This is a genomic window from Streptomyces sp. NPDC047971 (genome assembly GCF_040653355.1).
GTDB lineage: Bacteria > Actinomycetota > Actinomycetes > Streptomycetales > Streptomycetaceae > Streptomyces.
The window spans coordinates 19561-31910 of the sequence record NZ_JBEZNW010000037.1 but is presented as its reverse complement, the minus strand read 5'-3'; the positions used below and the strand labels follow the sequence as shown (position 1 = coordinate 31910).

Here is a 12350-nt window from a genome sequence, read left to right as displayed (position 1 = left end):
GATAAGGAGATGGAGCGCCGGGCGTACCGGGCGGGCGTCGTCCCCCTGTGGCAGGGGCGCTCGCCGGACACACAGCAGCGGCCTATTCTTCCACGGCGTCGGGCCTGCGCCAAAATCGGCCGCCGGGCTCCGGGGCCCAGCCCATCAGGGAGAGGATCTCCCGGTCCTTCTTGTCGAAGGCGGCGGGGTCGCAGCGTTCGATCAGGTCGGGCCGGTTGGCGGCCGTACGGCGGAAGGCCTCGTCGCGGCGCCAGCGCGCGATCTTTCCGTGGTGGCCGCTGAGGAGTACGTCGGGGATGGCGCGGCCTCGCCACTCGGGGGGCTTGGTGTAGACGGGGCCTTCGAGGAGATTGGCCATGGCGCCGGGGGCGAAGGAGTCGTCGCGGTGGGACTCGGCGTTGCCGAGGACGCCGGGCAGGAGCCGGGCCACCGCTTCGGTGATCACCAGGACGGCGGCCTCCCCGCCGGCGAGGACGTAGTCGCCGATGGAGACCTCGTACACCGGGAGGCGGGTGGCGTACTCGTCCATGACGCGCCGGTCGATGCCTTCGTAGCGGGCCGGCGTGAAGATCAGCCAGGGGCGCTCGGAGAGCTCGACGGCGAGCTCCTGGGTGAAGGGGCGTCCGCTGGGCGTGGGGACGACCAGTGCGGGGCCGTGGGCGCCCGCTTCGAAGCCGTCGGCGAGGGTCTGGTCGAGGGCGTCGCCCCAGGGCTCGGTCTTCATGACCATGCCGGGGCCGCCGCCGTAGGGGGTGTCGTCGACCGTGTTGTGCCGGTCGTAGGTCCACTCGCGCAGGTGGTGGACGTGGACGTCGAGCTGTCCGCGCGCGCGTGCCTTGCCGACCAGGGAGACGTTCAGGGGTTCCAGGTACTCGGGGAAGATCGTGACGACGTCGAGCCTCATGCGCCGGCGTCCCCGGACGTGGGCTCGTCCCCCGTGGAGTCGTCGCTCTGGGCGGCGTCCTCGTCCCGGGAGGAGACGATCTCGGCGCGGTCGTCGATGAGTCCGGGCGGCGGGTCGATGACGGCCCGCTGCGTCTCCAGGTCGATGTCGGTGACGATCTCCTCGACGAAGGGGATCATCAGCTCGGTGCCGTCCGGCCGCTCGACGATGAAGAGGTCCTGGGACGGCAGGTGGCTGATCTCGGTGATCCGGCCGATCTCGGTGCCGTCCGCGAGCACGACGTCCAGGTCCATGAGCTGGTGGTCGTAGTACTCGTCCTCGCCCTCCGGCAGTTCCTCGGGGTCGATGTCGGCGATGAGCAGGGTGTTGCGGAGGGCCTCGGCGGCGTTGCGGTCGCGTACGCCCTCGAAGCGGAGCATCAGCCGACCGCTGTGCACGCGACCGGTCTCGACGGTCAAGGGTCCGGCGGTGGCCGGATCGGTGAGCAGGACCGCTCCGGGGCTGAGCCTCAGCTCGGGCTCGTCCGTCCGTACCTCGACGGTGACCTCGCCCTTGATGCCATGGGCGCGGCCGACCCGCGCGACTACCAGCTGCACGACTTCATTCTCTCCTGTCCGACGACGACGGGCCGGGGAGGGCCCGAAGGCCCTCCCCGGCCCGTGCCGGTGTGTCCAACTTGCTCAGCGGACCTGGTCCACGTCGACGAGGTCGACGCGGATGCCACGGCCGCCGATGGCGCCCACGACGGTGCGCAGCGCACGCGCGGTGCGGCCGTTGCGGCCGATCACCTTGCCGAGGTCATCGGGGTGGACCCGAACCTCGAGTACGCGGCCGCGACGCAGGTTGCGCGAGGCGACCTGCACTTCGTCGGGGTTGTCGACGATGCCCTTCACGAGGTGCTCGAGAGCCTCCTCGAGCACGATCAGGCCTCGGTCGACTCGGTGGACGCGGCCTCGGCCTCGTCCGCCTTCTTGTCGGCCTTCTTCGCCTTCGGGGTGATGGCCTCACCCTTGGCGTCGTCGCCCTCGAGGGCCTTGGCGAACGCGTCGAAGGAGGCGCGCTTGTCCTCCTTCGTCGCCGGCTGCAGCAGCGGCGCCGGGGCCGGGAGGCCCTTGTGCTTCTGCCAGTCGCCGGTGAGCTTCAGGATGGCGAGGACCGGCTCGGTCGGCTGGGCGCCGACGGACAGCCAGTACTGCGCGCGGTCCGAGTCGACCTCGATCTTCGACGGGTTGTACGTCGGGTGGTACAGACCGATCTCCTCGATCGCACGACCGTCCCGGCGGGTGCGGGAGTCGGCGACGACGATGCGGTAGTGCGGCTGGCGAATCTTGCCGAGGCGCTTGAGCTTGATCTTGACTGCCACTGGAGTGGTGTCTCCTGGTCTTGACGTGGTTGGGCACATGAGATGCCACGTGGGGTTGCGGTACTCGGGTGCCCGATGGACGCGTCAGCCGGAGGAGAGAGGGGTCCTGTGCGACTGTCGAGTACAGCTAGCCATTGTGCCACACGCCTGTGGCACGCCGGACCCGGTGCCCGCTCCGGCTCAGCTCGCCGCTCCCACCGTTTCCGGGATGCGGAAGGGCTTGCCGCAGCCGCCGCAGACGATGGGCGCCTGGGCGAGGACGGACGGGACCACGCGGACGTTGCGGCCGCAGTCGCAGACGGCCTTCACACGGACGCCTCCGCCCGAGGAGCCGTGGCGCGCGGCCGGACCCCGGAAGGAGCGCTTGGTGTCCGCGGCCGTCGCGACGGTGTGGGCCTTGAGGGCGCGCTGGAGCCGCTCCATCGTGGGCCGGTACCGCCGCTTCGCCTCGGGGTTGAGCGTGACCAGGGAGAAGCCGCTGCTGGCGTGCGGCTCCTCGGGGTGGTCGAGGCCCATCTCCTCGGCGATGGCCAGGAATCTGCGGTTGTGGTAGCGGCCGGCGCGTGAGGTGTCGCGGACTCCTCGGGCGGCGGCGATGCCGTGGACTGCCTCGTGGAGCAGTCGCTCGAAGGAGAGCTCGGCGCCGCAGGCGGACGAGGACTCTCCGATCAGGGACTCGGGCGCGGCAAGATCCGGCAGTTCGGGGTGGTGCCGCTGAATGTCGGCCCACGCCTGTGCCAGCTCTGCGGCGAGAACAGGTGGTGTCGTGCTCACGTCGCGTACAACGAGCCGACGTGCCCCCGGGTTCCATTCCGGGGCATCCCAAATAATTTGCACGTACCCGTCAGTTGCCGTTCATGCGTCCGGACGAGGGTCAGTGCGCCGATCTGCGGAGAAGGCTCGCAGGTCGCGGCAAGGTGGTGCGTAGTGGCGCATACGCGTCGGCGCGTATGCGGCGCTCCTGGCAGCCGGGGGGCCGACGTGGCCCGACGCGGGGACAGTACCGGGTCGGGACGCAAGGCGGCGCACCGGCCCCGCCCGGAAGGGGAAGTGGTCCGGCGCGAGCACTGGACGCGGGGACGGATGCGCAGTTCCCTGACATACGGGGGGATGCGGGCGCACGTACACGGGGGCTGTCGACCAGGCACTGATTGGGGCGCTTTCCATGACACCTACGCTCGTCCGGCACGATCCCGCGCGCGACTGGGCCGAGATCCAGGAGCGGATGCTCGTGCCGCTCTACGAGGCGGTGTACGACCGTCTCGACGTGGGCCGCGGCTCGCGGGTCCTGGGACTCGGCTGCGGTTCGGGGCTCGCGCTGTTGATGGCGGCCTCCCGGGGGGCCGCCGCCACCGGCGTGGACCGGGACCACGCGCGCGTGGAGCTGGCCAGGGAGCGGCTGCCGGAGGGGGCGGGGCACGCGGTGGTCGAGGGGGATTCGGCCGACGTGTCGGCCGTCGGGGGCGCGCCGTACGACGTGATCACGGCCTTCCACGCCTCGGCCGGGCTGGGCCGGACGCTGGCGGGCGTCACTCCTCTGGCGCAATCGGGCACGGCGATCGTGCTGGCGGGCTGGGGGCCGCCCGAGCGGTGCGCGACGGCGTCGGTGCTGCGGGTGGCCGCGAGGCTGACGGGCTGGCGGCCGGCGCTCCGCGACGACCTGGAGCAGGTGGTGGCGCGGGCCGGTCTGAAGCCGGACGGTTCGGGCCGGGTGTCGTGCCCGTTCGGGTACGCGGACCGGGACAGTGCGGTGCGGGGGCTGCTGTCGACGGGCGAGTTCGACGCGGCGGTGCGGGCGACGGACCCGTCCCAGGTCGAGAAGGAGATCACGGAGGCGCTGGATCCGTTCGTGCGCGGGGACGGGACGGTGTGGATGCCGAACGTCTTCCGGTATCTGATCGCGCGGGTGCCGTAGCCGGCGGCGCGCGACGGCGCGCCCGGGGGCCTTCGGACGGGCGGGCCCGGTGTCGTCCACGGACACCGTGCGGGGCCGGTGCCGTCCGCGTACGCCGCGCGGGGCCCGGTGCCGTCCGCGTACGCCGCGCGGGGCCCGGTGCCGTCCGCGTACGCCGCGCGGGGCCGGTGTCCGTGGCCCCGCTCCCCGTTCCTACGGCTCCTTCTTCAGGCGGGTGATGCCGGCCGCCCGGTAGGCGGCGTCCTCCTCCAGGGTTTCGTTGGCCAGGAGGGCGGTCGCGAGGGCGTCGAGCTTGTCGCGGTTCTCGCGGAGCTGGCGGAGGGCGCTCTCGTAGCACTCGTCGACGATCCGGCGCATCTCGTCGGCGACCATGTCGAGGGTCGCGGGGGCCGCCGAGAGGCCGTACGCCTGTTGGGCGTCGCCGGGGATGGCGGTGAGGCGGCCGACGCGTTCGCTCATGCCCCAGCGGCCGGCCATGCCGCGGGCGATGTTGGTGACCTGTTCCAGGTCGCTCTCGGCGCCGGTGGTGATGACCCCGAAGACGACCTGTTCGGCGGCCATGCCGCCGAGTGCGCCGATGATCCGGCCGCGCAGGTACTCCTCGGTGTAGGCGTACTTGTCGGCGTCGGGTGTGGACAGGGTGACGCCGAGGGCGCGGCCGCGGGGCACGATGGTGATCTTGCGGACCGGGTCGGCGCCGGGCTGGAGCATTCCGAGCAGGGCGTGGCCGCTCTCGTGGTAGGCGGTGCGGCGCCGTTCCTCCTCGGGCATGACGAGGGGGCGTTCCGCGCCGAGCTGGACCTTCTCCAGGGCGTCGGAGATGTCGGACTGGGTGACGGACTTCTGTTGTCGTTTGACGGCGAGGAGGGCGGCCTCGTTGGCGAGGTTGGCGAGTTCCGCTCCGGTCATGCCGGGGGTGGTGCGGGCGACCTGGACGAGGTCGACGTCCTGGGCGAGGGGGATCTCGCGGGTGTGGATCTTGAGGATGGCCTCGCGGCCGCCGCGGTCGGGCGGGTTGACGTGGACGATCCGGTCGAAGCGGCCGGGGCGGGTCAGCGCGGGGTCGAGGACGTCGGCGCGGTTGGTGGCGGCGATGACGATGACGCCTTCGGAGCCGGTGAAGCCGTCCATCTCGGTGAGGATCTGGTTGAGGGTCTGCTCGCGTTCGTCGTGGCCGCCCATGCCGGAGCCGCCGCCGCGGGCGCGGCCGATGGTGTCGATCTCGTCGATGAAGATGATCGCGGGGGCGACCTTGCGGGCCTCGGCGAAGAGTTCGCGGACGCGGGAGGCGCCGACTCCGACGATCATCTCGATGAACTCCGACGCCGAGGCGGAGAAGAAGGGCACTCCGGCCTCGCCGGCGACGGCCCGCGCGAGGAGGGTCTTGCCGGTTCCGGGCGGGCCGGCGAGGAGGACGCCGCGTGGCATCTTGGCGCCCATCTCGCGGTAGGCGGAGGGGTTCTTGAGGAAGTCGACGACGTCGTTGAGTTCGCCTTCGACCTCGTCGATGCCGGCGACGTCGTCGAAGGTGGTGCGGGTGGCGCCGGGTTCGAGTTCGACGGGTTTGGGCGGCGCCTTGCGTCCGAGCATGCCGCCCGCGCCGCCGAGGCCGGAGCTCATGCGGCGGGCGATGAAGATCCACAGGGCGACGAGCAGCAGCATCGGCGCGAGCGAGATGAGCAGGTTGGCGAGGAAGCTGCGTTCCTGGACGACGGGCTCGGCGGTGACGGTGACGCCCTTGGCGGTCAGCTCGGCCCAGAGGTCGTCGTCGGCGAAGGCGGGCCGCTGGGTGACGAACTTGGTGTAGTCGCCCTTGTCGCCGTTGGGCAGGGGCTGTTTGTTCTTCAGCTCGCCCTGGATGGCGTCGCCCTTGGAGTAGATCTTGGTGACGTTGCCCGAGGTGACCTGTTTGCTGAATTCGGTGTAGGAGATCGTCGGCTCGTCGCCGCGGTTGAAGAACGACAGGACGAGGTTGGCGATGAGGTAGACGACCAAGGCGGTGAGGATGAGCCCGCCCCAGCCGCCGGGCATCTTCCGCTTCGGCGGTGCGGGCGGTGGTGCGCCTTCCGAGCGCCAGGGCTGGTCGGTCCGGTCGCGAGGGGGTACGGGGTTGGCCACGCTGCTCTCCTCACGCCGACGTCAGCCTCATTATTCGAGGACCTGATCAATGCGGCATTACGGGCATGGCGTGGGTGCGAAAAGGGGCCCGGGGCGGTTTCGCACTGCCCCGGGCCCCCTTCTCGTACGGGTGTCAGCCCATGAACTTCTTGAACTCGTCCGGGAGCTCGAAGTCCTGCGGGCCCTGTCCTGCGGCCGGCAGACCGAACGCGCCGCCCTGCTGGGCCTGCTCGCGGCGGGCCGCGGCGGCCTCCTCCTCGGCCTTGCGCTTCATCGGGTTGCCGCTCTTGCGCTTGCCCTTGGCCTGCTTGATCTGCTTCTTCTGGCGGCCGGGGCCGCCACCCATGCCGGGCATCCCGGGCATCCCCGGCATTCCGCCGCCCTGGGCCATGCGGGACATCATCTTGCGGGCCTCGAAGAACCGCTCGACCAGGCCCTTGACCGCGCTGACCTCGACGCCGGAGCCCTTGGCGATACGGGCGCGGCGCGAGCCGTTGATGATGGTCGGGTCCTGGCGCTCGCCCGGGGTCATCGACTTGATGATCGCGGCCGTGCGGTCGACGTCCCGCTCGTCGATGTTGTTGATCTGCTCCTTCATCTGCGCCATGCCGGGCAGCATGCCGAGGAGCTTGCTGATGGAGCCCATCTTGCGGACCTGCTCCATCTGGGCCAGGAAGTCGTCGAGCGTGAACTCCTGTCCCTTCTTGGACGCCAGCTTGGAGGCCATCTTGGCGGCCTCTTCCTGGCTGAAGGTCTGCTCGGCCTTCTCGATGAGCGAGAGCATGTCGCCCATGCCGAGGATGCGGGACGCCATGCGGTCCGGGTGGAACGCGTCGAAGTCGTCCAGCTTCTCGCCGTTGGAGGCGAACATGATCTGGCGGCCGGTGACGTGCGCGATGGAGAGCGCGGCACCGCCTCGGGCGTCGCCGTCGAGCTTCGAGAGCACGACGCCGTCGAAGCCGACGCCGTCACGGAAGGCCTCGGCGGTGTTGACCGCGTCCTGACCGATCATGGCGTCGACGACGAAGAGGACCTCGTCGGGGCTGACGGCGTCGCGGATGTCCGCGGCCTGCTGCATCAGCTCCTGGTCGATGCCGAGGCGGCCGGCGGTGTCGACGATGACGACGTCGTACATCTTGGTCCGCGCGTGCTCGATCGAGTCCTTCGCGACCTGGACCGGGTCACCGACGCCGTTGCCCGGCTGCGGGCCGTAGAAGGCCACGCCGGCGCGCTCGGCGACGACACCGAGCTGGGTGACGGCGTTGGGGCGCTGGAGGTCACAGGCGACGAGCAGCGGGGAGTGGCCCTGGGCCTTGAGCCAGAGGCCGAGCTTTCCGGCGAGGGTGGTCTTACCGGCACCCTGGAGACCGGCGAGCATGATCACGGTCGGCGCGGTCTTGGCGAACCGCAGGCGCCGCGTCTCGCCGCCGAGGATGCCGATGAGCTCCTCGTTGACGATCTTGATGACCTGCTGGGCGGGGTTCAGCGCCTGGGAGACCTCGGCGCCGGCGGCCCGCTCCTTGACCTGCTTGATGAACGCCCGGACGACGGGCAGGGCGACGTCCGCCTCGAGGAGGGCGATACGGATCTCGCGCGCGGTGGCGTCGATGTCCGCCTCGGACAGGCGCCCCTTGCCCCGGAGATTCTTGAATGTCGCTGCAAGGCGGTCGGAGAGGGTATCGAACACGGCGGTCGCGGATCCTCGGTGTCGGGGGCGGGCGGACGGATTGCCCTCAAGGGTATCTGCCTCGCCGAAGGACGTGCCCCCGCCCGTCGAAACGGGCGGGGGCGGGGCGCTCTCAGCGCAGCGCCCCCTCCAGGGCCCGGGCCAGGTCGGAGGCGTCCTCGTCGGGCAGGAGCGAGCCGTCGGGGCGGGTGACGTAGAGGGTGTCCACGGCGTTGGCGCCCAGGGTGGAGACGTGGGCGCTGCGGACCCGGACGTCCGCGCCCTCCAGGGCCCGGCCGATGCGGTGCAGCAGCCCGGGCGCGTCCTGGGCGCGGACCTCGATGACGGTGGCGAGGCGGGAGCCGGCGGCGGCGACGGTGACGCGGGGCGGCGGGGCGGTGACTCCGCGTCGACGGGGGTAGGCGGCCTCGCGTTCGGCGAGGCGGGCGCGGATGTCCAGGCTGCCGTCGAGGGTCCGCACGAGGTCGGCGCGGAGGCGGGCGGCCTGGGGCAGGGATCCGTACTCGGCGGCGACGCGCCAGTTCAGTACGAGGACGGCGCCGGGGCCGAGCTCGGTGGGGAGCTCGATGGCGCGCAGGTCGGCGGCGCGGACGGTCAGCCGGTGCAGGGCGAGGACGCCGGCGACGGCGGGCAGGACGCCGGGCTGGTCGGGCAGGACGCCGGGCTGGTCGGGCAGGGCGATGAGGAGCTCGACGCCGACCGGTTCCGGTTCGCCGTCGTCCGGCTGGGTCTCCGGCTGGGTGTGGAGGGCGAGAACGGGCTCACCGGTGCGCAGTGCCTCGATGGCGAGGCGTTCTTCCTCCGCGCTCGGAGCTGTGGGCTCCGGTTCCGGTTGGGGTTCTCCCGCGAGGACGGCGCCGACGCGTTTGACGAGGTCGGCGACGAGTGAGGCGCGCCAGGACGACCAGGCGGCCGGGCCGGTGGCGAGCGCGTCCGCCTCGGTGAGGGCGTGCAGCAGTTCCAGCGCGCCCTGGGTGCCGACGGCGCCGGCGACGGACCGCACGGTGGCGGGGTCGTCGAGGTCGCGGCGGGTCGCGGTCTCGATGAGCAGCAGATGGTGGCGTACGACGGTGGCGACGACGGCGACGTCGGCGCGGTCGAAGCCGATGCGGGTGGCGACGTCCCGGGCGATGGTCTCGCCCGCGACGGCGTGGTCGCCGGGCCAGCCCTTGCCGATGTCGTGCAGGAGCGCGGCGACGAGCAGTAGGTCGGGCCGGCCGACCCGGCGGGTGAGCGAGGACGCGCGGACGGCGGTCTCGACGAGGTGCCGGTCGACGGTCCAGGTGTGGACGGGGTTGCGCTGCGGGCGGCAGCGGACGCGTTCCCAGTCGGGCAGGAGCCGGGTGATCAGTCCTTCCGCCTCCAGTGCCTCCCAGACGGGCACGGTCGGCTCCCCGGCGCCGAGCAGGGTGACCAGTTCCTCGCGTGCCTCGGCGGGCCAGGGCACCGGCAGCGGTCGGGCGGCGGCCGCGAGCCTGCGGACGGCGTGCAGGGAGAGGGGGAGCCCGGACTGGGCGGCGGCCGCGGCGGCGCGCAGGGGCAGGACGGAGTCCCGTTCGGGTTTGGCGCTGAGGGCGAGGACGACCTCGCCGTCCATCTCCACGACGCCTTCGGCGAGGGGGGTGCGTTCGACGGGCGGCTTCGCGCCGGACCGGCCGCCGAGGAGGGTGCGCAGCCGGGGCCGGGCGGAGCGGGCCTTGAGGACGCGGTTGACCTCGCGCCAGGTGACGTCGGTGGCGTAGGAGATGGTCCGTGCCGCCTCGTACACCTCGCGCAGCAGGGTGTCGGCGTCGAGGAGGCCCAGTTCTTCGGCGACGGCGTCCTGTTCCTGGAGGGCGAGCCGGTCGGTGGCGCGGCCGGTGGTCAGGTGGAGCGCGTCGCGGGCGTCGAGGAGGCGGCGGCGGGCGCCGTCCAGGCCCTCGCGGGGGGCGTCGGCGAGCCAGGAGGCGGCGACGGCGCGCAGGACCTGGGCGTCGCGGAGTCCTCCCCTGGCCTCTTTCAGGTCGGGTTCGAGGAGGAACTGCAGCTCCCCCATGCGCTCGGCCCGTTCCCGGCACAGCGCGTCGAGTTCGGGGAGCCGCTTGGGGGCCTGGTTGCGCCAGTCGGCGAGGACGGCGGTGCGCAGTGCGGCGACGAGGCCGAGGTCGCCGGCGACGGGGCGGGCGTCGAGGAGCCCGAGCTGGACCTTGAGGTCGTCCGCGGCGGTCTTGCGTGCCTCGGCGGGGGTGCGTACGGAGTGGTCCAGGGCGAGGCCGAGGTCCCAGACCGGGTACCAGATCCGGTCGGCGAGGGCGGCGACGGTGCCCGCGTCGGCGGTTCCGTCGTGCAGGAGCAGCAGGTCGAGATCGCTGCGTGGGGAGAGTTCACCGCGCCCGTAGCCGCCGACGGCGACGAGCGCCACCCCTCGTGGCGGCTGGGCGGCGGTGAACAGTCCGGTCAGCCAGTCGTCGGTGAGCCGGGCCAGGGCGGCACGGCGCGGCGGCCCGGACTGCGCCTTCTCGGTGAGAAGGCGCAGCCGGGCCGCCGCGTAGCCGCTGGGTCCCGAGTCTTCCGCTCGTGTACTCGTGTCGACGCTCGTCACCCAGCAGCTCCCTCGTGCTCCGCGTTTACAGTGCGTCCGGACCGCGTTCGCCGGTGCGGACCCGTACGGCGGTCTCGACCGGCACGCTCCACACCTTGCCGTCACCGATCTTGCCGGTTCGGGCGGCCTTGACCACGACATCGATGAGCTGTTCGGCGTCGTCGTCCTCGACGAGCACCTCGATGCGGATCTTGGGGACGAGGTCGACGGTGTACTCGGCACCGCGGTAGACCTCGGTGTGGCCGCGCTGGCGGCCGTAGCCGCTGGCCTCGGTGACCGTGAGGCCCTGGACCCCGAAGGCCTGGAGGGCCTCCTTGATCTCGTCGAGCCGGTGCGGCTTCACGACCGCGGTGATGAGCTTCATGCGTCCACCTTCTTGTTCTCCGTGACGGCGGGGGCGGGGGCGGCGGCCGTGGAGCGCGAGGAGGCTCCGCCGCCGGCTCCGCTGAAGTCGTACGCGGTCTCGGCGTGCTCGACCTGGTCGATGCCGGAGACCTCGTCGTCCTCGCTGACCCTCATGCCCATCGTCTTGTCGATGAGCAGCGCGAGGATCGCGGAGGCGATCAGAGAGTAGGCGAGGACGGCGACGACGCCGATGGCCTGCTTGCCGAGCTGGTCGAGGCCGCCGCCGTAGAAGAGGCCCTTGGCGTCGGACTGGACGCCGCCGGTGGCGAAGAAGCCGACGAGCAGGGAGCCGATGACACCGCCGACGAGGTGGACGCCGATGACGTCGAGGGAGTCGTCGTAGCCGAACTTGTACTTGAGGCCGACGGCCATGGCGCAGACGAGACCGGCGATGGCACCGATGGCGATGGCGCCGAGCGGGGAGCAGGAGCCGCCGGCGGGGGTGATGGCGACGAGGCCGGCGACCGCGCCGGAGGCGGCGCCCAGGGTGGTGAAGGAGCCGTGGCGGATCTTCTCGTAGAGCAGCCAGGCGAGCATGGCGGCGGCGGTGGCGACCTGGGTGTTGACGAACATCACCGCGCCGACGCCGTCGTCGTTGCCGAGCCAGGAGCCGGCGTTGAAGCCGAACCAGCCGAACCAGAGCAGGCCGGCGCCGAGCATGACGAGCGGGAGGCTGTGCGGGCGCATCGGGTCCTTCTTGAAGCCGACGCGCTTGCCGATGACGAGGATCACGCCGAGGGCCGCGGCGCCGGCGTTGATGTGGACCGCCGTACCGCCGGCGAAGTCGATGACGCCCATCTCGAAGAGCCAGCCGCCCGCGCCCCAGACCCAGTGGGCGACGGGGAAGTAGACGACGGTGACCCAGAGGGCGATGAAGAGGGCCCAGGCGGTGAACTTGACGCGGTCCGCCAGGGCGCCGCTGATGAGGGCGGGGGTGAGGATCGCGAACATCAGCTGGAAGACGGCGAAGACGTACACCGGGATGGTGTAGCCGTCCCACAGTTCGGTGACGCCGATGCCGCTGAGGCCGACGTACTCGGAGGACCAGCCGATGAGCGATCCGGAGTCGGTGCCGAAGGCGATGCTGAAGCCGTAGAGCACCCAGAGGATCGTGACGATCCCGAGGCTGATGAAGCTCATCATCAGCATGTTCAGGGTGGACTTGACGCGGACCATGCCTCCGTAGAAGAAGGCGAGTGCCGGGGTCATCAGCATGACCAGGGCGGAGCAGATGAGCATGAACCCGGTGTTGGCTGCAGACAGCTCGTCTGCGGCCAGGGTCGTGATGGCTGGTGCCATCGGCGTCTCCTCGTCGTCGGTACGGCCTGTGCGGGGGCGGGGCCGGAGAGCGGCTTGGCCGTGAGGGGTGGCCGGTTA

Annotated in this window: 11 protein-coding genes; 1 reads left to right on the top strand and 10 read right to left on the bottom strand. The window is 71.7% G+C overall.

The annotated features are described in order from the left end of the window. Positions 1 to 82 precede the first annotated feature (82 nt). The 5 genes from trmD to AB0D99_RS28090 form a co-directional block, all read right to left on the bottom strand. Positions 83 to 904, bottom strand: coding sequence for a tRNA (guanosine(37)-N1)-methyltransferase TrmD (gene trmD / locus AB0D99_RS28110; protein WP_362368122.1), 822 nt, complete (start codon positions 902 to 904; stop codon positions 83 to 85). After that, positions 901 to 1500 (bottom strand): ribosome maturation factor RimM, encoded by a 600-nt coding sequence (gene rimM, locus AB0D99_RS28105; RefSeq protein WP_362368119.1) that lies wholly within the window; start codon positions 1498 to 1500, stop codon positions 901 to 903. Before rimM ends, trmD begins: the two co-directional genes overlap by 4 nt. Positions 1501 to 1584: 84 nt before the next feature. Next, positions 1585 to 1824, bottom strand: a complete 240-nt coding sequence (locus AB0D99_RS28100) for an RNA-binding protein (RefSeq protein WP_020868149.1) — start codon at positions 1822 to 1824, stop codon at positions 1585 to 1587. Positions 1825 to 1826: 2 nt separating this feature from the next. After that, complete coding sequence (rpsP, locus tag AB0D99_RS28095) at positions 1827 to 2267, bottom strand: 30S ribosomal protein S16 (RefSeq protein ID WP_362368116.1); 441 nt, start codon at positions 2265 to 2267, stop codon at positions 1827 to 1829. A 180-nt stretch (positions 2268 to 2447) separates the two neighbouring features. Beyond that, positions 2448 to 3041: a hypothetical protein gene (locus tag AB0D99_RS28090; RefSeq protein ID WP_150232028.1), complete on the bottom strand. Its 594-nt coding sequence runs from the start codon at positions 3039 to 3041 to the stop codon at positions 2448 to 2450. Positions 3042 to 3432: 391 nt separating this feature from the next. On the opposite strand from AB0D99_RS28090, the gene AB0D99_RS28085 reads away from it, so the two are divergent. Next, positions 3433 to 4182: a methyltransferase domain-containing protein gene (locus tag AB0D99_RS28085; RefSeq protein ID WP_362368112.1), complete on the top strand. Its 750-nt coding sequence runs from the start codon at positions 3433 to 3435 to the stop codon at positions 4180 to 4182. Positions 4183 to 4374: 192 nt separating this feature from the next. Here AB0D99_RS28085 and ftsH read toward each other — a convergent pair whose 3' ends face one another. The 5 genes from ftsH to AB0D99_RS28060 form a co-directional block, all read right to left on the bottom strand. Continuing rightward, a complete protein-coding gene (gene ftsH / locus AB0D99_RS28080; protein WP_362368109.1) occupies positions 4375 to 6300 on the bottom strand; it encodes an ATP-dependent zinc metalloprotease FtsH in 1926 nt (641 codons plus the stop codon). A 133-nt stretch (positions 6301 to 6433) separates the two neighbouring features. After that, positions 6434 to 7987, bottom strand: a complete 1554-nt coding sequence (ffh, locus tag AB0D99_RS28075) for a signal recognition particle protein (protein ID WP_362368106.1) — start codon at positions 7985 to 7987, stop codon at positions 6434 to 6436. A 112-nt stretch (positions 7988 to 8099) separates the two neighbouring features. Beyond that, complete coding sequence (locus tag AB0D99_RS28070; RefSeq protein ID WP_362368102.1) at positions 8100 to 10568, bottom strand: [protein-PII] uridylyltransferase; 2469 nt, start codon at positions 10566 to 10568, stop codon at positions 8100 to 8102. Positions 10569 to 10593: 25 nt separating this feature from the next. Beyond that, complete coding sequence (locus tag AB0D99_RS28065) at positions 10594 to 10932, bottom strand: P-II family nitrogen regulator (RefSeq protein ID WP_101390346.1); 339 nt, start codon at positions 10930 to 10932, stop codon at positions 10594 to 10596. Continuing rightward, the gene (locus AB0D99_RS28060) at positions 10929 to 12272 is read right to left on the bottom strand and encodes an ammonium transporter (RefSeq protein ID WP_362368098.1); all 1344 of its coding nucleotides are present in this window, start codon (positions 12270 to 12272) and stop codon (positions 10929 to 10931) included. Before AB0D99_RS28060 ends, AB0D99_RS28065 begins: the two co-directional genes overlap by 4 nt. Positions 12273 to 12350 lie beyond the last annotated feature (78 nt).

Excerpts from the sequence above, each read along its gene's own strand:
- trmD (WP_362368122.1), bottom strand. The coding sequence starts at position 904 with ATGAGGCTCGACGTCGTCACGATCTTCCCCGAGTACCTGGAACCCCTG.
- AB0D99_RS28085 (WP_362368112.1), top strand. The coding sequence starts at position 3,433 with ATGACACCTACGCTCGTCCGGCACGATCCCGCGCGCGACTGGGCCGAG.
- AB0D99_RS28065 (WP_101390346.1), bottom strand. The coding sequence starts at position 10,932 with ATGAAGCTCATCACCGCGGTCGTGAAGCCGCACCGGCTCGACGAGATC.
- AB0D99_RS28060 (WP_362368098.1), bottom strand. The coding sequence starts at position 12,272 with ATGGCACCAGCCATCACGACCCTGGCCGCAGACGAGCTGTCTGCAGCC.